The organism is Rufibacter roseolus, assembly GCF_017916365.1.
In the GTDB taxonomy this organism is placed as follows: Bacteria; Bacteroidota; Bacteroidia; order Cytophagales; family Hymenobacteraceae; genus Nibribacter; species Nibribacter roseolus.
Genome location: NZ_JAFMSU010000002.1, coordinates 923,214 through 946,256 on the forward strand (window position 1 = coordinate 923,214; position 23,043 = coordinate 946,256).

Consider the following 23,043-nt stretch of genomic DNA (forward strand, 5'->3'; position numbering starts at 1 on the left):
CGTAAGGGTAATCTACAAATTACTTTTAAAAAGTCCTAAAACAGGTTCAACTGTTTTTTGGGCGGCTTCACTGGTTTAAGTAGATCCCCTGTTTGTTCGTTATCTACGTCCAAATTCAATACAGGTTCCAAGTTATTTATTTCAAGGACCACCTGGTCTCCTGATGCAAAGGAGGCTGGTTGTTCTTGTATTATTTTGGGTTCTACCCTAACCGCTTTTATTATTTTAGTACCAGTTTTAGGCTTCACTTGCTCTGCTTCTTCCTCTTTTTGGATACTTACCCCAAAAATCTTGAAGTAATTAAGTTTGTTGCCCATAGCACGCCATCCTTTCACATCAATGAAGTCACTGAGCAACAAGGTTTCTGTCTCTTTATCAGACTTCTTGTCACGCTGCAGCTTAATCTCTGCTTTAGGTTCCGGATGCACCGTTGCAGCCAGTAATTTAGAGCCCTTTGTTTCCGGGATGAAGGCAAACCGTTTGCCCATAGTGCTGGTCTCCACCACGAAGCGCTTCACGTAGGTCACCTTGGTTTCTCCCTCGGTGTACACGGCAGATACCACCAACTCCGGTGAGAACTTATGGATCACCTCTATGTTAGGCACATCATAGTGATTAGACAGTTCAAAGGAAGTCAGCTCATATGAACCATCCTTGAAGATGACCAGAATTGAGTCATCGGTATTGAATGACCCTAAGTAGCGACCACGGTTCTCGGTGTTCAAACGCCCGATAACCTCATCGTAGTAGATTTCGCGTCCACCTCGGGTAGACTCACCCAGGGCTTTCTGCACTACTTTCTTGATCGGATGCTTCGTCACTATGTTGCCTTGCGAGCCTTTGCCTTTAATGAGCAATTCTGCGAAATCAAAGTCAAACTGCTTCACGCGGGCGGTGCTGGCCGGTTGTAAGGTGATGCTCACCAACTCAGACTCTGAGTTAGGGTTAGCCGTCAGATACACCACTTTGGAGTTCTTTTCGCCTTTAGTAAGGTCATATTCCTTATCACGGGTAATGGAGGTCACCGCGAAACGCTTGGCGAACGAGATGCCGGTCTTGCCATCTACGTAGATCATGTTGTAGACCATGTGCTCATCATTCTTGTTGTACACGCCAACATGGATGATGTCTTTGCCCATGAAGATCTTGTCACTGATCTTAGACACCATGAACTTACCGTCCTTCCGGATGGCAATGATGTCGTCCATGTCAGAGCAGTCACACACGAATTCATCTTTCTTGAGGCCATAGCCCACGAAACCGTCTTTGCGATTCACGTAAAGCTTCTGGTTGGCCACCGCAACTTTTTGGGCAGACACCACATCAAAGGTTCTGATCTGCGTCTTGCGCTCTTTGCCTTTGCCGTATTTGGCCAAAAGACCCTCAAAATAGCTGATGGCGTAACGCACAAGGTTAGCCAGGTTATCGGCAACCTCAGCCATTTCAGCTTCCAGTTTCTTGATGTACTCGTCAGCTTTGAAGGAGTCGAACTTGGAAATACGCTTGATCTTGATCTCGGTCAGGCGGATGATATCATCCTGCGTCACCTCGCGGCGGAGCAATGGCTTGTGCGGTTCCAGACCTTTGTCAATGGCTTCCAGCACGGCTTCCCAGGTCTCACACTCTTCAATGTCACGGTAGATGCGGTTCTCTATGAAGATCTTCTCCAGCGAGGAGTTGTGCCACTTGTCTTCCAGTTCACCCATCCGGATCTCGAGCTCACGCTCCAGTAACCGAACGGTTTTCACCGTTGACATGCGCAACAGTTCATCCACATTCAGGAAACGTGGCTTGTCATCAATGATGACGCAGGTGTTGGGCGATATAGAGACCTCGCAATCGGTGAAAGCGTACAGCGCATCAATGGTCAGGTCAGGCGAAATCCCCGGCGGAATGTGCACCTGGATCTCCACCTCGGCCGCAGTGTTGTCCACCACTTTCTTGATCTTGATCTTGTTGTTTTCACTCGCTTTTACAATGGAATCCATCAACGCCGTGGTGGTGGTACCGTAAGGCACGTCACGGATGATGAGCAGCGATTTGTCTACTTTCTCAATGGTAGCCCTTAAACGGATTTTACCACCTCTGCCCCCACCGTTGTAGTTGGTGAAGTCGGCAAGGCCACCCGTCGGGAAATCTGGCAGCAAGGTAGTTTTGCGTCCTTTGAGCACGTCAATAGAACCCTTGATCAGCTCCCGAAAGTTGTGGGGCATGATCTTGGTAGACAAGCCCACGGCAATCCCTTCCACGCCTTGCGCGAGCAAAAGCGGGAATTTTACCGGCAAAGTCACGGGCTCGTTCTTACGTCCGTCGTAGCTCAGCTGCCATTCGGTGGTTTGCGCATTAAACACCACATCCAAGGCAAACTTAGTTAAGCGCGCCTCAATGTAACGAGGAGCCGCCGCGCTGTCGCCGGTGCGCACATCGCCCCAGTTTCCCTGGGTTTCAATGAGCAGGTCTTTCTGACCCAGGTTCACGATGGCATCGCCAATGGAAGCGTCGCCGTGCGGGTGGTACTGCATGGTCTGCCCAATCACGTTCGCCACTTTGTTGAAACGACCATCGTCCATTTCCTTCATGGCGTGCATGATGCGGCGCTGAACAGGTTTGAAACCGTCTTCCAGGGCAGGAACGGCTCGCTCCAGAATTACATAAGAGGCGTAATCCAGAAACCAGTTCTCGTACAGTCCGGAAACGGAGCTTATCTCGTGGATAGTCTCCTCGCCTTCCAGTTGCGCATCAAGTTCCAGGTTGTTCTCGTTTTCCAATTCTTCGTTAAGCATATACCTCCTCTACTATATCTTTCTCTATTTTGAGATTCTCAATGATAAACTGCTGCCGCTCCGGTGTATTCTTGCCCATGAAATAAGACAGAATCTTCTGTATGTTCTGCTCAGTCTTACCCATGATTACCGGCTCCAGACGGATGTTGTCCCCTATGAACTTCCCGAATTCCTCCGGTGAGATCTCACCTAATCCTTTGAAGCGGGTGATTTCAGGGTTCTTGCCAAGTTTGCGCATGGCGTTTTGCTTCTCCTGCTCATTGTAGCAGTAGATGGTTTCCTTCTTGTTCCTTACCCTGAAGAGCGGCGTCTCCAGAATATACAAGTGACCGTTTTTAACCAGATCAGGGAAAAACTGCAGGAAAAACGTCATGAGCAGCAAGCGGATGTGCATGCCGTCCACATCGGCATCAGTGGCGACTACAACTCGGTTGTAGCGAAGACCTTCCAAACCTTCCTCTATGTTGAGGGCGTGCTGCAGCAGGTTAAATTCCTCGTTCTCGTACACCACTTTCTTCTTCAAACCGAAGCAGTTCAATGGCTTTCCTCTCAAGGAGAATACCGCCTCCAACTCCACATTTCGGGACTTGGTGATAGATCCTGAAGCCGAGTCACCCTCGGTGATGAACAAGGTGGTGAGCGCCTCTTTCTCCAGTTCCTTGCTTTCGCCGAAGTGGAAGCGGCAGTCACGCAGTTTTTTGTTGTGCAGGTTCGCTTTTTTAGCGCGTTGGTTGGCCAGCTTCTTGATGCCGGCCATGTCTTTGCGCTCGCGCTCACTCTGCTCTATCCGCTTGCGCAGGGCTTCGGCTACCGTTGGATTTTTGTGCAGGTAGTTGTCCAGGTGCTCCTTCACAAAGTCGTTCACAAAGTTGCGCACAGTCGGGCCGTCCGGTCCCACGTTGATGGAGCCCAACTTGGTTTTGGTCTGACTTTCGAAAACTGGCTCCTGAACGCGGATAGCAATGGCGCCTACAATAGAGCCCCGAATATCGGTGGCATCGTAGTCTTTCTTATAGAACTCGCGCACGGTTTTCACCACGGCCTCTCTGTAGGCCGCTAAGTGCGTACCGCCTTGGGTGGTGTACTGTCCGTTCACGAAGGAATAATACTCTTCGCCGTAATCGTTGCCGTGGGTTAATGCCAGCTCAATATCCTCGCCTTTCAGGTGGATAATGGGGTAGCGCATGCTTTCCTCGGCAATCTTCCGGCTCAACAGGTCTTTAAGACCATTCTCAGACAGGTATTTCTGGCCGTTGAAGTGAATGGTAAGGCCGGCGTTGAGGTACACGTAATTCCAAATCTGGTTTTCCAGGAACTCCGGGATGAAGTGGTAGTTTTTGAAAATGGTATCATCGGGCACGAAGACCGTGGTGGTACCATTGCGCTGATTGGAATCCTGTAGGGGCTCATCGTTCACCAGTTCGCCGCGCTCAAACTCGGCCACTTTGGTTTTGCCGTCTCTTACAGATTGGATTCTGAAGCTGGAGGATAATGCGTTCACCGCCTTGGTACCCACCCCGTTCAGACCCACCGATTTCTGGAAGGCCCGGCTGTCATACTTACCACCGGTGTTGATCTTGCTCACGCAGTCAATCACCTTGCCCAGCGGAATACCCCGGCCGTAGTCACGGACCACTACCTTATGGTCAGAAATCTTTACTTCAATGGTGCGACCATACCCCATCATGTGTTCATCAATGGAGTTGTCAATCACCTCTTTCACAAGAATGTAAATCCCATCATCGGGAGAGGACCCGTCACCTAACTTGCCGATGTACATACCCGGCCGCAGCCGGATGTGTTCACGCCAGTCAAGCGACCGTATACTATCCTCGTTGTAGGTAACATCAGTCAGTTCAGCCATGGGGAACTTAAGGGTTTAGTAGAATTAGGTAAAATAAAAGAAAATTTGCGTGTACTTTGACATTAATAGCCCGAAACAGCAATTTTAATGCAGAAACAGGTTCCAAAACAAGGCTTGTTGCCGGGCTGTTAAATTTTGCCAAAAACCAAGTTTTCTATTTATCTGTAACCAAATATAGTGCTTCGCAGTTCATTTAAGACCCTTCATTTTGCTTATATTTTTAGCCAAAACCTCAAATTTCTGATAGCCAATCATTTGAAATACTAAAATTTTTAGCCTTTTCAAATAAATCTTCTTCTACTGTTCATTCCACAGAAACCTAACCATGGAAATAAAACTACCTTCCTATTTTAAGTACACCGTTATTCTGCTGGGGCTATTTCTGCTCCTTCATTTTCTGCAGACCTTCTCCCCGGTGCTCATTCCTATTTGCTTTGCGGCCTTATTTGCCCTGCTGCTCCTGCCCATGGCCCGCGGCCTGGAAAAGCGGCTTCCCAGAGCCGTTTCCATTGTCATTTCGCTGGTGGTAGTCATTTTGGTCCTGGGCATGTTGATTTGGTTTCTCTCCTCGCAGATCGCTAATTTCTCTTCTGAACTCACGGAGATCAACAGCAAGTTGAGTATGCTCATCGCCAAGTTCCAGGCTTTCCTATATGACCGGTTCGGGATAAAGCCCACAAATAAGACTGAGTTCCTGCAGAAGGCCTTGGGCAACGTGACGCAGACGGGCACCGCCTTTCTGGGCAGCACCATTTCCCTCACCACCGGCGCGCTGACTGTGCTGTCGCTCATTCCTATTTATGTGTTCTGTATGCTGTACTACCGTGATCACCTGCGGCAATTCATGTTCCAGTTCATCACCAAAGATCGGCGCGAGCCGCTCATGGAAACGGTAGACAACATCCAGCGCGTGGTGCAGGGCTATCTCTCGGGTTTGCTGATTGTGATCTGTGTGGTATCAGTGCTCAACTCTATTGGCTTGCTCATCATGGGCGTGGAGTACGCTATTTTCTTCGGCGTTATGGCAGCCATCCTTACCGTAATTCCTTATATAGGTATCTTGATTGGGGCTCTGTTTCCGGCGCTGTTTGTGTTTGTGAACACGGGCTCGGCGGGCCAGATGCTCATCGTGATCGGGATATTTGCTTTTGTGCAGTTCCTGGAAGGCAATTTCATTACGCCTTTTGTGGTAGGTTCCAAGGTGAGCATCAACCCGTTTGCCGCAATTGTGGCGCTGATTCTGGGCGGCGAGATCTGGGGGGCCCCGGGCATGATCCTGTCCATCCCCATCATCGCTATTCTCAAGGTAATCTTTGATGCTTATGAGCCGCTGCAGCCTTTCGGGTTCCTGCTGAATGACATCAACCAGGGCCCTGCCGAGAACCGGCTCCTGAAGCGACTCAAGAGCCGCCGGAACCAGGTCAAAGGTCCCGTTTAGGGCCTGTTTACGGGAAAACAGGCCCTAAACGCTGAAACTTATACTTACATGGTCAAGTATAAACCACATGCCTGATGCATTGATTGTCAAACATTTAATCTGCTTTCTGGTTCGTTTATTATTTGTACCACTTATTTCAATAAAACCATGGATAATGTAAATAGCAAAGTTATCAGCACCCTTAATGATCTAGTGGAAACTGCCCGCGACGGGAGAAAAGGCTACGAGACCGCAGCCGATGCCGTAGACAATCCCCAGATGAAGACTGAGTTCCACCGCCTGGCCCAGCAGCGCGCCACCTTTGTGAGCGAACTGGAAAGAACGGCCCAGAGTTTGGGCGGCAGCACAGCAAACAAAACCACACTGGAAGGTGCCGCCTTAGAGGCCGCCGGCGCCGTGCACCGGGGCTGGATCAACCTGAAATCTGCGGTGGGCGCCAATGACAGCAAAGCCATTTTGAGCGAATGCGAAAACGGTGATGCCGCGGCCCTCAAAGCCTATGACAATGCCTTGCATGAAAAAGACCTGCCCGTAGACGTTTTAACCTTGATCCAACGGCAAAAACAGGAAATTGAGGCTGCCAAGCAAACCATCACTTCCTTGAAACAAAGCCTGTAAAATTAGCCTTACGGCACAAAAAAGGGCAGCTTTAAGAGCTGCCCTTTTTTGTGCCGTTTTCATGAAAATGCGTCCAAAACCCGGATGAAACGTTCTTTCCCTTTTCTTGGTTCTCATAATAGTTAGTACCTAGCATTATCATCCACCTTAACCCTAGCGCGTGTACGCCATTATAGATATAGAAACTACCGGTGGCCAACCCTCAGAAGACCGCATCACTGAGATCGCGATTTTCATCCATGACGGGAACCAGGTAGTAGACCAGTTTCACAGCCTCATCAATCCTGGAAGGCCTATCCCCTTCTTCATCTCGCAGCTAACGGGCATCACCGATGAGATGGTGAAAGACGCGCCCAAATTCCATGAGGTGGCCAAGCAGATTGTGCAGATCACCGAGGGAAACGTGTTTGTGGCTCACAACGTGCGCTTTGACTACTCCTTTGTCAAGAAAGAGTTCGCTGACCTGGGTTTTACTTTCCAGCGCAAGACCCTGTGCACCGTGCGCCTGAGCCGCAAACTCATGCCGGGCCTGCCATCTTACAGCCTGGGCAAACTCTGCAAGAGCATTGACATTCCGCTTCAGATGCGGCACCGCGCCATTGGTGACGCCGAGGCTACGGCCATCCTTTTTGACCGTTTGCTGAAAATTGACGAGAAAAAGGTGAATGACTCCCAGGATGATAAATTGCTGGAGACTTCTTCCATCTCAAAGGAAATCAAGACCTCCCTTTTGCCGCCCGCTATTTCCCGAGACATGGTAGATGCTTTGCCGCTGGAGGCCGGTGTCTATTATTTCCATGACGAGAGCGGCGAGATCATCTACGTAGGCAAGAGCAAGAGCATCCGCAAGCGGATTATCCAGCACTTCAGCATCGACTTCAAGAGCAAGAAGTCTATTGAGTTCAAGAACCGCATCGCCAGCATTACTTATGAGCGAACGGGTAGCGAGCTTGTAGCACTTTTGTTTGAGTCTGATGAGATCAAGAAGCGGAAGCCGTTCTATAACCGCGCCCAGCGGAGAAGCGTGTACCATTCGGGCATTTACTCTTACTATGACCAGGACGGCTACCTGCGGCTCACGTTTCAGAAGGCCAAGACGGAGGTTCCGCCGCTGCTCACCATGTCCAATCAGTTCCAGGCGAAGAACTTCCTTTACAACCGCGTAGCCAAGTACAACCTCTGCCAGAAGCTATGTGACTTGTACAAAACCAACGGCCCGTGCTTTGATTACCAGGTGCACCAATGCAAAGGCGCCTGCGTAGGCAAAGAATCTCCGGAGGAGTACAACCAGCGCGTGATTGAGTCGATTGACGCTTTCAAGTACGACTATGACACGTTCGTCATCATCGGGAAGGGACGCCACCCAGAAGAGAAATCAGTGGTGGTGGTAGACAACGGCCGGTACCTGGGTTTTGGATATTTCGATGAGTCATTCAGCGCCAGCTCGCTGGAAGATTTCAAAGGCGTGATCAAGTACTACAATGACAACAAAGACACGCAGCAGATCATCAGGGGGTACATGCGCACGAAGCACCAGGACAAAGTGCTGGTGTTCTCTGAAGATGTAAACGCCGAGATTTAAGCCTGTTTTCCAAAAAACAGCCCAAAACGGGGTTAATGCAGGCGGTGCCGCAAAAGCCAGCCGGCGCCGTTGAACTCTTGCGCAGCCGGGGTATATTCCTCTCTTTCCACGCCTTTGGTTTTGGGGTAATCGTTGCCGTCTTCCTCGTCAAACAAGAGGAGTTTCTGGCCGCTGAGTTGGAAGGACTGATGGACGGAGAGCACATCGGTGCCTTCGCCCCCATACAGCCGTACTTTTATCTTGTTTTCTCCTTTACCCTGCAGTACAAACGTATCTTCCTCGCCCAAACCATAGATTGAAAGGCGCTGGGTTTCTGATGGCAGGAAAACCTTTTCATGGAGCAGGGTTCGCTCCTGGTTTTTATGCAGGGCAAAATGCTGCACCAACAAACTGCCGTCTTCCCTGAAATTCAACTGGAACACATCCGGGGCATCGGTGCCGGGCAGCAGCACTTCCTGGTTCAGGATTTGGTAGAAAGTGGCAGCGGCTTTGGGCAGGTCGTCGCGCCGTGATTTCAGCTTGGCGGCAAACTCCTTTACAGACAATTCCCTTATCTGCGGAGGCCACTCCTGCAGTGCCTTGTCAATCACGGCATCGGTGAGGCTCTCCTGAAGCTTTTGGGCAGCGGCCTGGAAGTCTCCCTGCGTAAGATAGCCCAGGAAAAAAGCATCCATCTGCAAGGAGCTTCTGATCAGCCCCTTCACGTTCTTCTCCTTGATAGTTTTATCGAAACTCTGGTAATTTGGCTTAAAAACGCTTACCAATTTGGTTAGAACCCCATCGTTGAACTTGAAGAACGCGTGGTCCCGGTCACGCGGAATGGGTGCCAGTTCTGTGACTTCGCCTTTCCTGAACACCGACCAACGCCATTGGTCTTCACGGCGGCTCCAGTCGCTTAGCAACATGTCAAAAAGCCGGGACAAGAGATATCGCTTCCGGTCCACCTGGTAGGCAGGGCTTTTAATCAGGTCCTGAAAAGCGTTTTTGGAGCTCACGATGTCATGCGGCTTCCCAAAGCTCTCCAGGTCCTCCCAGTTGCCATCGGGGCGCTCTTCCAGTAAGGCCAACATATGGGCAAAATCTTTCCTGAAATCACCCAGGGCCGGATCATCTGCGATGTAGACCAACCTGGGGTTTGTATGGTACACGCCTGCTGCCTTGGCCAAAGCCGGAACTATAAAAGCCCCATACGGTTGGATCACGCTGGTCTGGTCGCGCATCAGTTTGGCGATAAAGGTCTTCTGCAGGTTCTTGGGCAGTGCTTTGGAGGGGTCTTTGTCTATGGACCGGAGCACGTACTCATGGCCGGTGGCATCTACGAGCCGAAGGTTCTTGGTCTGGAAACTCCCCCCTTCCTTCAAAGGTGTCACGCCACCCTGGAACTGGCTGATCCAGAAATAGGGTGCGGCCACCGGCTCAGCCCAAACCTTTCTATAGTGCTTGCCCCACCAGAACCTATGGAACCCACTTCTGAGGTAATGCTTTCCGGCCGCCACCATTACCGTGGAATCTGCCAAAGATGGGGCCGCCTGTGCGGCAGGAAGAAACAAAAAAGAGAGAAGCCAAAGGCAGCAGTATCTTAAATAGCTGTGTACCTTTCTTTTAAAGAATTCATGTACCATAGGTGCGTATTTATACCTAAAACCCCGGTGCTATGTTTTAGAACCTCTTGCCTTGTTTATGGCACATAAATTTAAAATCACGCTAAATCCAGGGTAAACCGCCGGGTAAAACCTTTCTGGTACACTTTCTGTATGGCAAAGAACTAATATTTGACTATGCGGAAACTACTGACCATATCCATATCCGTTCTTCTGATGAGTTACGGCTGCGCCCGGAAAGACTACTTCCAGGACTCGGCCTTGGTGGGCCCCGTGGAGCAGGAAAAGAACGCGAAGTGGGACTCAGCTACGGTGGTGGCGGGCAGACATTACGAGCGCGGCTTTCTGCACACTTTTTTCTGGGGCAAACATTACCGCAAAGTGTGGGCCCAACCGGTGACATTGCCGGTGTTTGACATCTCTAAAATGCACGGCGGCCTGAGCCCCGAAAAAATGGGCGGAGGTTTTCAGACTACCAGCCTCACCCTGGAGAACGAACAAGGGAAGCAGTATGCCCTCCGCTCCGTGGACAAAGATCCCCAGGAGATATTGCCTAAAGGTCTCAGAAAAACCTTTGTCACCAACCTGCTCAGGGACCAGACCTCGGCGGCGCATCCGTACGGCGCTTTGGTAGTGTCTGGCCTGGCGGGCGGGGCAAAGGTACCACACAGCCACCCCCGCTACGTGTACATTCCCAAAGACCAGAAAGGCTTAGGCAAAAGCTCCGCAGAGTTCCAGGACCGCGTGTTCCTGCTGGAAGAAAAGTACGAGGGCAAGGCAGCCATCACCGGCTATCTGGGCAATGCCAAAAACCTTGTAGACTCCAAGGACTTCCTGGAAAAAAGATTTTCTGAGCACTCTCACCAGCCTGACCAGCTATCTTTTGCCAAAGCCCGCCTTTTTGATGTTTTCATTGGTGACTGGGACCGGCATGAGGGACAGTGGCAATGGGCGGTATATGATACCAGCAACGTGACCACGTACTCGCCCGTGCCCAAAGACCGCGACCAAGCCTTCTTCAAGTTCGATGACGGATTGGTGCCCTGGCTCTTCAGTCGTCCTTGGGCGCCCCTCAAAAAGATGAAGACCTTCCACCACAAGGTGGCTTTCACCAAAGGTTATCTGCAGAATGCCCGCTTTATTGATGAGCGCTGCCTCAACGAGGTTACCCTGGAGCAATGGGAACAACTAGCCATGCAGCTGCAGACCCAACTCACGGATAGTGTTATCAGTGCCTCGGTGGAATTGCTACCCACTGCAGCTTATAAACTTACCGGCGAAGAGATCAAGCGCAAACTACTCTCCAGACGCGAACAGTTGCCTGCCATTGCCCGAGACATGTACCGTCACCTTTCCAAACACGTGCTGGTGCCGGGTACCGACAAAAAAGAGAAGTTCATTGTGCAGCGCCTGGCCAATGGTGACACCAGGGTGTTGGTTTCCCAATTGGCCGGAGATGAGAAAGAAAGAAACCTGCTGGTGTTTGACCGAATTTTCAAAAAAACAGACACGAAATCCATTTCCCTTTACGGCCTAGCCGATGAAGACGAGTTTATCCTTACCGGAAAAGGCCAGAAAGGCATTAAGGTGAACATCTACGGCGGCATGGGCGAAGACGACGTAAAAGACGACTCCTCGGTTAATGCCTGGGGCCGTAAAACCCGCGTCTATGACACCAAGCAAGGCATTGAAGTAGAAAAGGGAAAAGAAACCAAAATCAAGAAAACCCGAGATGTCAAAATCCACGCCTTTGACAGAGAAGGTTTGTAGATTAGGAGATTTGAAAATTTGAAGATGTGTAAAATGGAAAATGTGAGGATGTGGTGATTTATAGATTGTACGTATTGGCTTTCGATGTGAAAGTTGCTAGTAAATCACAAATGAAAAGTTGCTACCAATTCCAATTCCTACATCATCACATCTTCAAATCTTCAAATCTCCTCATTTTCAAATCTTCATATTTTCAAATCAACCAACTCTTTCACCTCGCGTTTCCACCAGGTGTTGTCTCGGCTTTGGCAGTCTTTTTGGAAGCCGTTGCGTTCAAGTATCTTCTCTGAGGGGGTGTTACCGGCTTCGGTTTCGGCGATGACGGTGATAATGTCAGGCCGGCGGGCGCACCAGTTGAGCAGACAATCTATGGCTTCGCGCATGATGCCTTGCTGCTGATAATCTGGGTAGGTGCCGTAGCCGATCTCCACTTCGCCGTTCTCGTCAGGCTCTCCTTTGAAGCACAGGTCACCGGCCATGGTTTGCTCCTTCTTCAGCACGATGGCCCACAGGGTGTAGAAATAGAATTTGTCGTGGTGGAGTGGCAACAAACGCAGGAAATACGTTTCCAGGGCGTCAGCCAGATCAGGCTCAATCTCTTTGGGCGTGTACTTGAGGCCCAATTGTTTCTCCAGCGATCCGTTGTTAGCGGCATACAGCTTCAACTGCGCAAGGGTCAGCGGCTGAATGTGAAGTCTTTCGGTTTCTATGTACATGGCTTCGGCGCTTTTCCGCCGGAAATATATTCATAAAAACTTATTTCACCTCTAACTTTATAGCTTTCAACATCTTAATGACAAATTCCTCGGTTCTGGAAAGGTACGGATTCTCTTTGCGCTTTTTGGCGTCGTGCTTTCTGAGGTAGTCGATCAGCTTGTCCTGTTTGAAGAGGTTCACCACCTCTGGGTGGATATAGTACTTACTGCACACGGTAGGCGTGTTGCCCAACTCATGCGCCACCATTTTAGCCGCCTCCTTTACCGATTTCTCTTTGGTGATTTCCGGGTTCTCGTCCAGCAGATGTTCCAGGCATTCCACCATGAGCACGGTGCCGCCCCAGGTCCTGAAATCCTTGGCTGTGAACTCTTCTGAGCTGAGGCTACGCAGGTATTCGTTCACGTCCCCAGACTCAACCGGTTGGCGGTTACCCTCCTCATCATAATACTGGAAAAGGTCATACCCGGGAATATCCTGGCACTGTTTCACCAGGCGGGCCAGGCGCCGGTCTTTGATGCTAATCTCATGTTTTACGCCTTTTTTGCCCACAAACTCAAGTTTCAGTTGGTCACCCTCAATCTTCACGTGCCGGTCACGCAGCGTGGTAAGGCCGTAAGACTTGTTTTCCTTGGCGTAAGTACGGTTCCCGATCCGGATGAAAGAGTTGTCCAGCAGTTCCACCACAATGGCCAGGATCTTGCGTTTTTCCAGTTTCTTCAGCTTCAAGTCTTTCTCTACCTGTTTCCTGATAAGTGGCAACGCATTCCCAAAGGCAATCATACGACCGAACTTGTTCAAGCTGCGCGCCTGCTGCCACTGCGGATGGTACACGTACTGCTTACGGCCTTTGTCATCGCGCCCAGTGGCCTGGATATGGCCGTTGGGCTGCGGGGAAATCCAGACCCCGGTCCAGGCCGGCGGAATCACCAGTTTCTGAATCCGGTTCAGGACCTTATCATCGGTGATAGGTTCGCCTTTGGCATTGAAATAGGTCACCTTCTTTCCTTTAATCTCACGGGTGATGCCAGGCTTGGTGTCTGGGAAATAGCGAAGGCCCGCCTGTTCGGCAGATACAACGGCATCAGCGTAGATAGCCTGAGGAGTTAACTGGTTTTCCATGTCTGGGGTAAAAGCAAGTTTTCTCTCCTTTAACCTTTTACAGGCATAAAGGTTGTAAACGCCGTTTTCGGCTTGCTTTTAACAGAACAACTTCAAAACAATGGGCTTTAAAACAAGCGCTATTAGAGCATTTCATCCGAGCAATGAAGGAGCCATTGTCATTTTTCAAAAGTTCACGTAAAACGGAGAACCACACTTAAACATCCTCATGAAACCAAGATTTCACATTGCGTCTCTTTATGCAAATACCAGTTTTTTGATAGCCCTGCTGGTGTTGTCATCTGTTCTGTTCACCGGTTGCGGCAGTGATAAAAACGGCGATGCGATGTTCTTCCCCATTGACAATGACCTGCAGCTAGGTATGCAGGTTTCGCAGCAGGTAGACTCTGCGTATGGCAGCAAAGGACAGCTGCTGGACCGTAACTCGCGTAACCCAAGAATAAGGGCGGCCTACGCGCACCTTGATGCCATTGTAGAGCGCCTGCTTGAGTCTGGTGAGGTGAGCTACCGCGAGGAATTCCCCTGGGACGTGAAGATCATCAATGACCCTGAGATTCAGAATGCTTTCGCTACGCCGGGTGGCCATATCTACGTGTTTACCGGCCTCATCAAGTACCTGGATAACGAAGACCAACTGGCCGGCGTGCTGGGTCACGAGATTGCCCACGCAGATCAGCGGCATTCTATTAAGCAACTGCAGAAACAATACGGCATCTCGGTGCTCACCAAGCTCATCCTGGGAAACGAAACCGGCAACCTGGAGCGGATTTTCACCCAGGTGGGTGGTCAGCTGGTGGGGCTTAAGTTCAGCCGCGATTATGAACGTGAGGCAGACGAGTACTCAGTCCGTTACCTGGGTGCCACTGACTTTTACGCCTGCGACGGCGCGGCCGGATTCTTTCAGAAGATGCAATCCCTGGAGGACAGAGGCACCCCGCCTGAGTTTATCAGCACCCACCCAGATCCAGCCAATAGAATCAGGGAGATCCAGGCCCGGGCCCAGCAGCAGGGCTGCAAAACAGGCACTGCGGCCAACACCGGGTACCAGGAGTTCAAGCGCAACCTGGGGCTATAATCGTATATATACTTATCTCAGGTTTATGCGTAAAAGCGAAAAAACAACGCAAAAACCTTTTTAAATGGCAAAGGATTTAAAACAAACCCTAGGCAAAGTCATTGAAAACGCTGACGATCAGTTTGACTTTATCATGCAGCGGATCAGGAATCGGTTTGGTCTCTACAAGCCTTTGCAGATAGTTTGTTACCGCAGCTATGGCACTGTGAACCGACTGTACCTCAAAGGCCGCGTGATGGCCAACCAGGGCATTACCTCGGCCGCCGACAATGACACCCTTTTGAAAAATCTGGTGAACATGTACCGCCGTTTTGAAAGCGACGAGGTGCGTGATGCCCAACTGCGTGTCTCTTTCCAGGGCCAGGAACACACAGTGATAACCGATAAAGAAGGCTATTTTACCATTAACCTGGAGCCTAAAACCCCGCTGCAGCTAGACGATATCTGGCACGAGATGGAAGTGGAATTAATAAAGGCGGATGTCTCTTCCTTTGAGGCCGGGGTGAAAGCCGAGGCCCACGTGCTGGTACCGCCACCCGATGCCGAATATGGCATTATCTCTGACATTGATGATACCATTGTGCTTTCCTCCGCCACGGATGTCATAAAAATGTCTCAGCACACCTTCATGAACAACGCCCGTACGCGGCTGCCTTTCGCGGGGGTATCTGCCTTTTACCGCTCGCTGCAGTTAGGCCGGAACGGTAAGCGCAACAACCCGTTCTTCTACGTGAGCAGCAGCCCCTGGAACATGTATGACCTGCTCCATGATTTCTTGGATATCAATGATATACCGGCTGGTCCGCTCCTGCTCCGTGATTTTGGCTTGATGCAGAACAAGTTCTTCGGGGCCGACCACATGAGCCACAAGTTCAAGGAAATCCAGAACATCCTGCTCACCTACCCTCACCTGAACTTTGTGCTCATTGGGGACAGCGGCCAGCAGGATGCGCCTATTTACCAGGAAGTAATCAAGCAGTTCCCCGGCCGGATCATCTGCGTGTACATCCGGGACGTTGAGTTGCCCGAGCGCGCGAAAATAGTGAATACCATCTCAGAGGAGTTGAAAGGCACCGTGGAGATGCTGCTGGTCAAAGACACTGCCACCGCTGCCAAGCACGCTGCAGATACGGGTCTCATCTTCCATGAAGAAATCAAGAAAGTGGAAGAGCAGAAAGAGATAGACAAGAGCGACAGCGTGGGTACCCCTACCCAACAAGCTCCGGCTCCCATCAGTAAGGACACGAGAAAAATTGGGAATTAAAAATTAGGAATTAAGAATTAAAAAGAGGAAGCGTTTTGGGACTGGTTTGTAGAAACCAGGCCCAAAACGCTTCCCCTTTTAAGATAAAACCTGCAGGAGGAAATTGTTACTCAAAAATCCAATTCCTAATTCTTAATTCCTCATTCTTAATTCTCAACTGGAGTGGTCGGCTACAATTTTCCATTTACCGGCTATTTTCCGGAAAACAAGCGAAAAATGACCTTGCAAATCGCCGATGCTGCGGGCCAGGTGCCACTTGCCTACTACAAATAAAGCATCGGGGCCAAGTCGGTCGGTTTTTAGTAAGGTGAAAGTCAGTTTACCCATCGCCTCTGGATTAGGGTAGCCTTTCTGGTAATTCTGCAGCGTCTTCTCCCAGCCGTAGGTGAGGCCGTTCTTCCCGATGAACACCAGGGAATCTGAATGCCAATAGGGCTCCATGAAGGCTTCCAGGTCGCCTTTGTTCCAGGCCTGGCTCTGCTGGGCCATGACTGCTTCAATGGCCTCTTTATCCTGGGAGGCTGATTGTTGGGAAACCGTACAGCCTACGCTGAAGAATAAAAGCAAAAGCCAAAGGCCCGCCAATTTTAAAAGAGTAGAGGTTTTCTTCATGCTCTATTTAAGCCAAAGTTTAATGTAATTACTTCCGCCCAGGCGGCCCATGTTCCGGACAATGTTGCGCCGCCGCCGAAGGGTATACCCAGAGGGACGGGCCGCGGAATACCGGATGGGGTTGGGCAGCACAGCCGCCAATAGGGCCGCCTGCTGCCGGGTCACGTCTTTGGGTGCGCATTTGAAATACTTTTTGCTAGCCGCCTGCACGCCAAATACATGATCGCCCATCTCGGCTATGTTCAGGTACACTTCCATGATGCGTTCCTTGCCCCACAGAAGCTCAATCATGAAAGTGAAGTACATTTCCACCGCCTTCCGGAGATAGCTGCGTCCGTGCCATAGAAACACGTTTTTGGCCACCTGCTGACTGATGGTGCTGCCGCCTACCGTTTTCTTGCTGGACATATTCCGTTGGAATGCCTGTTTAATGGCCTTGAAATCAAAGCCGTTGTGGGTGATGAACAGCTGGTCCTCGGCGGCAATCACCGCCAATGGCAGGTTAACAGACATGTCTTCCAGTTCAACAAACTGGTGCTGAATCTGTTCTACCTTCTCAGTTTTAGGACTGGGCTCAGACCGTTTCAGGAGCATGTGCAGCGTAGCCGGCGGATCAATCCAGCGGTAAGTGAGTACCCAAAGCACCGATACCAGGAACAGGGTAATACACAGCTTCAGGAAAAGCCATCGGGCATCTGCCCAGGTAAAGGGAACGGATATCTGCTTTTTAGCCATAACTCAACCTAAGCTGCCTAATTTAAAGTATTATGCTTTCACAAAAATAGAGAAATAGTGGCAGCAAGCAGAAAGGCTTCTTAAATTAGAAGCGTTTACCTTCAATCACGCGCTGTCTATGAGTAGATTTCTACCGCTCTTTCCGTTGAACATTGTAGTCTTTCCGGGCGAAAAACTGAATCTGCACATTTTTGAGCCCCGGTACCGGCAGTTGATCATTGAGTGCCAGGCCAAAGACACCACCTTCGGGATTCCGGTGTACCTGGAGAAAGGGCTGGGAGAATACGGCACCGAGATCAAGATCCTGAGCGTGGAGAAGAAATACTTGGGCGGCGAAATGGACATCAAGACCAAAGGGCTGGGCGTGTTCAAGATAAAGGAATTTCAGCGACAGGTGCCGGGCAGGCTGTACTCAGGCGGCGAGGTGGAAGACCTGCCCCTCATCCAGGATGATCAGCCTTACCAGCGCATCCAGATCGTGGAACTCCTGAAGCAGCTCTACAGTGCCTTGGGTATTCAGTCGCTGATGCTTAATCTTAAAGACAATTTTCAGTCTTATGACGTGGCACACCACCTGGGGTTCACTACTGAGCAGGAGTACGAATTGTTGCAGTGCTCCCGTGAAAGCGAGCGGCTGGAAATCATTCTGGACCACCTCACCCGCATCTTGCCGGTGGTACTGGAAACCGAGCGCCTGAAAGAAAGGGTGAAACTAAACGGCCACTTCAAACACCTTATTCCGCCCAACTTTTAGCATAAAATAAGAGTAATAGAAAGTGCTATTCTGGCATATACCTTACACAATGCTCTATCTAGTTGCCCTTTCCGTTTTCCTGGCCCTGTGCACCTGGTTTGTCTGGGCTTACCTGCAAGAGCGGAAGTATAGGAAAAAGCCGTTTTACGCCTTAGCTGAGATTGGCTGGCGCACTTCCACGCCCCCGCCGCCAGAACAACGAACGCATTCCATTGCCTTGGTAGGAGACGTGGGGGCCAACGGCTCTCTCAAAGATGACCACCTCCTGCAGGCCGTGGATTACTGGATCAAGGAAGCCGGCCAGGACAGCACCATCATCTTTCTGGGAGACAACATCTACCCCATCGGGCTGCCGCCCGAGGATAGTTTCAAACGCGCGCAAGCGGTGCAGCGTCTAGACCATCAACTGGACTTGTTCCAGGATTATCAGGGCAAAGTCATTTACCTCAGCGGAAACCATGACTGGCACAAAGGCCGCCCCGATGGCTATTCCTATGTACTGCGCCAGGAAAAATACATCACAGAGAAGCTCCAAGACGAGACGGCCTACCTGCCGCAGGGTGGAACCCTAGGCCCAGTCACTTGGGAAATAAATGACCAGCTCCTGATCCTGATCATCAATACGCAATGGTGGGTGCAAACCGGACACCGTCCGCTGGAAAGAAGCCCCGGTCAGCCCTACAATGTTTCCAGGGACTTCTACCCGGCCCTGGATGCTTTACTCAAGGAACACCAGGGCAAATTCATTGTGCTGGCCGCTCACCATCCGCTTTACAGCAATGCCTTACATGGAGGTAAATTCACGGTGAAGCAGCATCTGTTCCCGCTCACGTTCATCAACAAACGCGCCTTGATTCCCCTTCCGCTGGCGGGCTCCATCTTCAGGTTGTACCGAAAGTACATGGGTATGCACGAAGACATGTCCTACCCTCCTTTCAGAAAATTCAGGCGTAGAATTCTGCGGGTACTGCACCAGCACAAATCCATATTCTACGTGGCTGGCCATGACCATAACCTGCAGTACTTTCAGGTGAAAGGCAACCATTACGCGGTAAGCGGATCAGGGAGTAAAACCAACTTTGTGGCCAAAGGTGGCAAGGCTTCTTTCGCGCACGAGAGCAAAGGCTTTATGGTGCTGGACCAATACGCAGACGGAACGGTCTGGCTCAGGGTGATAGAACCTGCCATTAACCCCGGCGAAGAGCCGCTTATGGTTTTCCAGAAATGTATCTTTCAGGCAGAAATGGCCCCTAAACAGCCTGCGGCGGCAAAAGCACATGCAGGTTCTGAGGCTGCGCCCGAAAAGAAATAGTCTTGCCCAAGTCCTCTGGCTCACCATCTATCTGCGAGACCTCCTCTGCATGGTTGATAATACTCGCCGAGCTGCAACTGAACCGGTGGGTATAGACCGAGTCATCAATGGTGTCGGTGTAGAGGCGGTACAAGATACCCAGGCTGGATGCTTTAGGGAACGGCTCCAATACGCAAATCTCAAAGTTCCCGTCATTGATTACCCCCGTGGGGTTAATGGCCGCATTGCTGCCGAAAGCCCGGGCGTTGGTGACGGTGATCATGAAAGCCTCTCCATCAAAAATGGTTTTTCCATCGGTCCGGATGGTGTATTTCTTGGGTTCATAGGCCATGAATTCCTGCATGGCAATCCAGGCGTAAGCGCCGGGACCGCGCGTTTCTCCGCCGCAGAACCTTTTTACCACCAAGGCATTGAAGCCCATGTCGCAGATGTGGATGGAAAGGTGGCCGTTCACATCTAAGGTGTCAATGGCCATCTTTTTGTGATCAACCAAGAGTTGCAGCGCCTCGTCAAAGTTCTGCGGAATGCCCAGGTCTTTAGATAACCCGTTGCCCGACCCCATGGGAATAATGGAGAGCGCCACGTCTGAATTGATGATGGACTTGGCCGTTAGGCTCACCGTACCGTCCCCGCCCACTGCGCAGGCAATTTCAGGTTTATACGAAGCGAGCTTTTTCTTTAGCTTCTCCTCGTCATCTACCCCGGTGGTTTTGAAATACTCCACGGTAAGGTTGTGCTGCCGGCAGAAGGCCTTCAGGTCTTCCATCAATTCCTCTTTATCAATGTCCCCGGAGATAGGATTGATCACGAAAAGTATCTTACTCATATAATTTAAATCTTTGTTGTTCACCCCAGCCGTTTAGAGGCCAATTATATAAAAGTCACCAAAGAAAACGCCCCAATCAGTAACCAGACCACAAAACGCAGGGAGCCTCTCATATTTGTAGTTTTCTTAGCCTGTTTACTTTTCCGCCAGTAAAAGCCAAAAAAGGGCTGGAAGGCAGATATGGTTAAAAGAACGGCATTACTGCTACTTGGTTGCGAGAACTACGGACAAGGCCGCACCTGTTTTTTCTTGATATAGGTAGAATACTATATCATTTTTGATTGCACATACGTAAGAATGCCTGTAGCGCTAAGAGGCGTTTTAACACACTAAGAACAAACTGAAATGAATCTAAAAAGAACATTCGGCGCTATTCTTACAATCCTAGGGATTGTGGGCGTCATTTGGGGGGCTTATGCCTTTTTGGCCCATGGTGATTCCATGAATCAGATTTCCTCCCTGGTACCTTTTGTGGTAGGGCTAATCTTCTTCTTTACCGGAATCAGTCTCATTAAAGGCACCAAAGATACAGCCTGATAAAAACTAAAAAGCCTAAAAGCAGCAGAAGCCGACCCTTTCAGGTCGGCTTCTGCTGCTTTTAGGAAATGTGTTCCTACAAAATTATCTGCTCAACAATTTAGCTTGTTTGGCCAGGATCTCATTCTCAAAGTGCTTGATAGCAGAGTCTGTGTCTAGGTAAGCAGAAGTGTAGTTGGTAGATGGACCATCAATGTACAGCAAAGTGCCACCCTTAATGACCTGGATCACCTCAGAGGTGATTGCCTTTGGCAATGCTGGGCATCCATGGCTCCGCCCCAGACGACCCTGTTGCCTTACAAAAGCTTCGCTCACATAATCAGCGCCATGAACCACAATAGCTCTTTCTTTAGCTTTTGAGTTAAATCCGCGGTCAAGGCCATTCAGTTTCAGCGATAGTCCATGTTTGCCAATGTAGGTGTTCTCGGTTACGTAGAAGCCCAGGCTGCTCATGTGCGAGTTCACCGTGTTGGAGAATTTAAAAGCTCTGTCATTGCCAGAGCCCATTCCATGCGCTACCAGGCTATGGTAGAGCACTTTCTTTTTATTAAGGTCAACCACCCAAAAACGTTTCTCACTGCTGGGTTTGTTGAAATCCACTACAGTAAGCACCTCTTTGGTGCGGCTGAGTTTGTTATTCTTCTTAAGGTTGTAGAAACCGGTAGCGGCTCTCTTGAAAACGTCAAAGTCCAAACCTGCTTTTTTGAGGTCCGCTTCATCATAGAGGTTCTCCAGAAAGTCATCAAAGGCAACTTTACTTGAAGCTTCTACAGCTGTGGAATTTGAAACTGGACCCGCCCCGTTGGAGATGGTGGAACTGTTTGCAGGAGAAACGAATGACAAAAGTGAGATAAATGTGAAAACCGAGATTGCCTTTTTCATTCTTATTTCTTTTTGTGTGTCGCCTGTATAACCCCATTCCTTTCTACTTTTGTTCCAAGTTGTCTAAAATGGGCCATAAACTGTTCTTTCAGAAGATATATTCCTGGTCCTTCTTACACTATTTCAACACCTTATGAAGATACAGACATTTTTCTCAAAAAAAACGATTACCTACTTTCTATGTTGTTTTTTGAGCCTTTCATTTTTTTCCTGCTCCTCTGCGACAGATAACCTGAAAATGGATTCAGAAACCTGGAAAGCAGATTTGAACGGTTGTAAGGGAAACCGTCTCAAGTTAAGGGAACAGGTGGAGGATATCAGGCTTAAACTAGTTGGCTTGAAGGAGACCAGTATCAGAAAACTGTTTGGGAAACCAGATTCTGAGGAACTCTTAGAGAGAAGCCAGAAGATTTACATTTACTACATCTCCCCCGGCCCTAAATGTACCCCGGCAACAGAAAATAGCGCAAAGAAAGAGGCTCTGGCCGTGCGCATGGATGCATTAGGGACTGTACGGGAAGTCAATATCTTCAATGAGTAAACCAAAAGCCTATATAAAAAGAAAGCCATTCTCCTCAAGGGGAGAACGGCTTTCTAAGCAAGCGTCAACTCTTAGTTTTTCACTTTCTTTTTAGTAGTCTCGGTTTTGATTTTCACCTTGTCATTCTCGACTTTGGATTTACCCTCTGGAGTAATGATCTTGGTTTCAGACGGACTTGATTTATATTTAACAGATTCTGTTTTCAATTTTTCAGAATTGCCTTTTACTTTCATTTCGCCGCTGGCAGACTCTGCTTTCATTTTGTTGTCTTCAAGCTTCACTTTGTCTGAGCCGCTTTCCATTTTAACTTTATCGTCTTTAACCTTTACCTCGGTGGATGTAGTACCACCTTGGGTTGTAGAGGTAGACGTTCCAACTGTACCTGTGGTTGGCGTAGTCATGGTAGAACCGGCAGAAGCATTGGTGCTGGAAGCGCCGGTTTCAGTTGTTGCCGGAGCAGCCATAGCGCGGCCGTCCATTTCAAGGTAAGCGGTGAACTGCTTAGGAGTCAAAACCTGGGCGAACTCCTGGTCCAGCTGCTCGTTTACTTCTTTGATTTTGGCATCACGCATCTGAGCATCGTTGCCGTACATTTTCTCAATTTCGCTGAACTTATCAAATCTTGCCTGGTTCAACGCTTTCAATTTGATATACTGGCCTTCGTTCAGCTCCAGCTCATTATACATTTGACGGCTCATTTCCTGAGCGCTCATGGAGAGCACTGCACGGGATGTAGCAGCAGTTCCGGTTAAGTTGGTTTGGGCTTGTACAGTTAATACAGCACCAAATAATACTGCGGATAAGAATAACTTTTTCATGGTGTTTTTTGACGCTTTAGGTAGAATTTTTATCAAGAGCTCTTTGTGTTGTTATATATGTCCTTTAACGCGCCACAGAAACCTAAGTTATGGGAATTTTAATATTTTGTTATTGCACTTAAATAATAATTTAAAATTGAACTTGTTTCGTAAAAAACACCATTATCCATTTTTATATATAGTCTTTTTTTGATG

The 23,043-nt window shown here is 49.6% G+C and carries 19 protein-coding genes; 9 read left to right on the forward strand and 10 right to left on the reverse strand.

What is annotated here, in order from left to right; genetic code table 11:
* Nucleotides 1-35: 35 nt before the first annotated feature.
* Together J3P35_RS12835 and J3P35_RS12840 are read right to left on the reverse strand one after the other, a co-directional pair.
* The gene (locus tag J3P35_RS12835; RefSeq protein ID WP_210464983.1) at nt 36-2,783 is read right to left on the reverse strand and encodes a DNA gyrase/topoisomerase IV subunit A; all 2,748 of its coding nucleotides are present in this window, start codon (nt 2,781-2,783) and stop codon (nt 36-38) included.
* Entirely contained in the window at nt 2,776-4,647 is a 1,872-nt protein-coding gene (locus J3P35_RS12840) for a DNA topoisomerase IV subunit B (protein ID WP_210464984.1), read from the reverse strand. The genes J3P35_RS12835 and J3P35_RS12840 overlap by 8 nt, the downstream gene beginning before the upstream one ends.
* A 325-nt stretch (nt 4,648-4,972) precedes the next feature.
* Here J3P35_RS12840 and J3P35_RS12845 point away from each other — a divergent pair, with 325 nt between their 5' ends.
* The 3 genes from J3P35_RS12845 (at nt 4,973) to J3P35_RS22210 (ending at nt 8,285) form a co-directional block, all read left to right on the forward strand.
* The gene (locus tag J3P35_RS12845; protein ID WP_210464985.1) at nt 4,973-6,085 is read left to right on the forward strand and encodes an AI-2E family transporter; all 1,113 of its coding nucleotides are present in this window, start codon (nt 4,973-4,975) and stop codon (nt 6,083-6,085) included.
* 147 nt (nt 6,086-6,232) lie between these two features.
* Nucleotides 6,233-6,703, forward strand: a complete 471-nt coding sequence (locus J3P35_RS12850; protein WP_210464986.1) for a ferritin-like domain-containing protein — start codon at nt 6,233-6,235, stop codon at nt 6,701-6,703.
* A 160-nt stretch (nt 6,704-6,863) separates the two neighbouring features.
* A complete protein-coding gene (locus J3P35_RS22210; protein ID WP_210464987.1) occupies nt 6,864-8,285 on the forward strand; it encodes an exonuclease domain-containing protein in 1,422 nt (473 codons plus the stop codon).
* A gap of 32 nt (nt 8,286-8,317) precedes the next feature.
* Here the strand turns inward: J3P35_RS22210 and J3P35_RS12860 are convergent, their stop codons facing one another.
* Entirely contained in the window at nt 8,318-9,802 is a 1,485-nt protein-coding gene (locus J3P35_RS12860) for an alpha-amylase family protein (protein WP_210464988.1), read from the reverse strand.
* Nucleotides 9,803-10,063: 261 nt separating this feature from the next.
* Between J3P35_RS12860 and J3P35_RS12865 the strand changes: the two genes are divergently transcribed.
* The gene (locus J3P35_RS12865; protein ID WP_210464989.1) at nt 10,064-11,656 is read left to right on the forward strand and encodes a hypothetical protein; all 1,593 of its coding nucleotides are present in this window, start codon (nt 10,064-10,066) and stop codon (nt 11,654-11,656) included.
* 185 nt (nt 11,657-11,841) lie between these two features.
* On the opposite strand, the gene J3P35_RS12870 is transcribed toward J3P35_RS12865, so the two are convergent.
* Together J3P35_RS12870 and J3P35_RS12875 are read right to left on the reverse strand one after the other, a co-directional pair.
* Nucleotides 11,842-12,372 carry a GNAT family N-acetyltransferase gene (locus J3P35_RS12870; RefSeq protein WP_210464990.1) on the reverse strand — a complete coding sequence of 177 codons (531 nt, stop codon included), beginning with the start codon at nt 12,370-12,372 and terminating at the stop codon, nt 11,842-11,844.
* Nucleotides 12,373-12,412: 40 nt separating this feature from the next.
* Complete coding sequence (locus J3P35_RS12875; RefSeq protein ID WP_210464991.1) at nt 12,413-13,492, reverse strand: DNA topoisomerase IB; 1,080 nt, start codon at nt 13,490-13,492, stop codon at nt 12,413-12,415.
* Nucleotides 13,493-13,700: 208 nt separating this feature from the next.
* Between J3P35_RS12875 and J3P35_RS12880 the strand changes: the two genes are divergently transcribed.
* Both J3P35_RS12880 and J3P35_RS12885 read left to right on the forward strand, forming a co-directional pair.
* Entirely contained in the window at nt 13,701-14,567 is an 867-nt protein-coding gene (locus tag J3P35_RS12880) for a M48 family metallopeptidase (protein ID WP_210464992.1), read from the forward strand.
* Nucleotides 14,568-14,631: 64 nt separating this feature from the next.
* Complete coding sequence (locus J3P35_RS12885; RefSeq protein WP_210464993.1) at nt 14,632-15,831, forward strand: App1 family protein; 1,200 nt, start codon at nt 14,632-14,634, stop codon at nt 15,829-15,831.
* A gap of 153 nt (nt 15,832-15,984) precedes the next feature.
* Here J3P35_RS12885 and J3P35_RS12890 read toward each other — a convergent pair whose 3' ends face one another.
* Nucleotides 15,985-16,443, reverse strand: a complete 459-nt coding sequence (locus J3P35_RS12890) for a YybH family protein (RefSeq protein WP_210464994.1) — start codon at nt 16,441-16,443, stop codon at nt 15,985-15,987.
* Nucleotides 16,444-16,446: 3 nt separating this feature from the next.
* Nucleotides 16,447-17,178, reverse strand: coding sequence for a monofunctional biosynthetic peptidoglycan transglycosylase (gene mtgA / locus J3P35_RS12895; protein ID WP_210464995.1), 732 nt, complete (start codon nt 17,176-17,178; stop codon nt 16,447-16,449).
* Between the two features lie 118 nt (nt 17,179-17,296).
* On the opposite strand from mtgA, the gene J3P35_RS12900 reads away from it, so the two are divergent.
* Both J3P35_RS12900 and J3P35_RS12905 read left to right on the forward strand, forming a co-directional pair.
* Complete coding sequence (locus J3P35_RS12900; RefSeq protein ID WP_210464996.1) at nt 17,297-17,932, forward strand: LON peptidase substrate-binding domain-containing protein; 636 nt, start codon at nt 17,297-17,299, stop codon at nt 17,930-17,932.
* A gap of 49 nt (nt 17,933-17,981) precedes the next feature.
* A complete protein-coding gene (locus J3P35_RS12905) occupies nt 17,982-19,244 on the forward strand; it encodes a metallophosphoesterase family protein (protein ID WP_210464997.1) in 1,263 nt (420 codons plus the stop codon).
* On the opposite strand, the gene J3P35_RS12910 is transcribed toward J3P35_RS12905, so the two are convergent.
* Together J3P35_RS12910 and J3P35_RS12915 are read right to left on the reverse strand one after the other, a co-directional pair.
* Nucleotides 19,183-20,070: a diacylglycerol/lipid kinase family protein gene (locus J3P35_RS12910; RefSeq protein ID WP_210464998.1), complete on the reverse strand. Its 888-nt coding sequence runs from the start codon at nt 20,068-20,070 to the stop codon at nt 19,183-19,185. The two genes, J3P35_RS12905 and J3P35_RS12910, sit on opposite strands and share 62 nt — an antisense overlap.
* Nucleotides 20,071-20,691: 621 nt before the next feature.
* Nucleotides 20,692-21,489, reverse strand: a complete 798-nt coding sequence (locus J3P35_RS12915) for a murein L,D-transpeptidase catalytic domain family protein (protein WP_210464999.1) — start codon at nt 21,487-21,489, stop codon at nt 20,692-20,694.
* 238 nt (nt 21,490-21,727) lie between these two features.
* Between J3P35_RS12915 and J3P35_RS12920 the strand changes: the two genes are divergently transcribed.
* Nucleotides 21,728-22,030, forward strand: a complete 303-nt coding sequence (locus J3P35_RS12920) for a hypothetical protein (RefSeq protein ID WP_210465000.1) — start codon at nt 21,728-21,730, stop codon at nt 22,028-22,030.
* Nucleotides 22,031-22,101: 71 nt separating this feature from the next.
* On the opposite strand, the gene J3P35_RS12925 is transcribed toward J3P35_RS12920, so the two are convergent.
* Nucleotides 22,102-22,884, reverse strand: a complete 783-nt coding sequence (locus J3P35_RS12925) for a hypothetical protein (RefSeq protein WP_210465001.1) — start codon at nt 22,882-22,884, stop codon at nt 22,102-22,104.
* Nucleotides 22,885-23,043: the final 159 nt, after the last annotated feature.

Coding starts and splice junctions, on each gene's coding strand:
- J3P35_RS12835 (WP_210464983.1), bottom strand. CDS start 2,783: ATGCTTAACGAAGAATTGGAAAACGAGAACAACCTGGAACTTGATGCG.
- J3P35_RS12840 (WP_210464984.1), bottom strand. CDS start 4,647: ATGGCTGAACTGACTGATGTTACCTACAACGAGGATAGTATACGGTCG.
- J3P35_RS12845 (WP_210464985.1), top strand. CDS start 4,973: ATGGAAATAAAACTACCTTCCTATTTTAAGTACACCGTTATTCTGCTG.
- J3P35_RS12850 (WP_210464986.1), top strand. CDS start 6,233: ATGGATAATGTAAATAGCAAAGTTATCAGCACCCTTAATGATCTAGTG.
- J3P35_RS12865 (WP_210464989.1), top strand. CDS start 10,064: ATGCGGAAACTACTGACCATATCCATATCCGTTCTTCTGATGAGTTAC.
- J3P35_RS12870 (WP_210464990.1), bottom strand. CDS start 12,372: ATGTACATAGAAACCGAAAGACTTCACATTCAGCCGCTGACCCTTGCG.
- J3P35_RS12875 (WP_210464991.1), bottom strand. CDS start 13,492: ATGGAAAACCAGTTAACTCCTCAGGCTATCTACGCTGATGCCGTTGTA.
- J3P35_RS12880 (WP_210464992.1), top strand. CDS start 13,701: ATGAAACCAAGATTTCACATTGCGTCTCTTTATGCAAATACCAGTTTT.
- J3P35_RS12885 (WP_210464993.1), top strand. CDS start 14,632: ATGGCAAAGGATTTAAAACAAACCCTAGGCAAAGTCATTGAAAACGCT.
- J3P35_RS12890 (WP_210464994.1), bottom strand. CDS start 16,443: ATGAAGAAAACCTCTACTCTTTTAAAATTGGCGGGCCTTTGGCTTTTG.
- mtgA (WP_210464995.1), bottom strand. CDS start 17,178: ATGGCTAAAAAGCAGATATCCGTTCCCTTTACCTGGGCAGATGCCCGA.
- J3P35_RS12900 (WP_210464996.1), top strand. CDS start 17,297: ATGAGTAGATTTCTACCGCTCTTTCCGTTGAACATTGTAGTCTTTCCG.
- J3P35_RS12905 (WP_210464997.1), top strand. CDS start 17,982: ATGCTCTATCTAGTTGCCCTTTCCGTTTTCCTGGCCCTGTGCACCTGG.
- J3P35_RS12910 (WP_210464998.1), bottom strand. CDS start 20,070: ATGAGTAAGATACTTTTCGTGATCAATCCTATCTCCGGGGACATTGAT.
- J3P35_RS12915 (WP_210464999.1), bottom strand. CDS start 21,489: ATGAAAAAGGCAATCTCGGTTTTCACATTTATCTCACTTTTGTCATTC.
- J3P35_RS12920 (WP_210465000.1), top strand. CDS start 21,728: ATGGATTCAGAAACCTGGAAAGCAGATTTGAACGGTTGTAAGGGAAAC.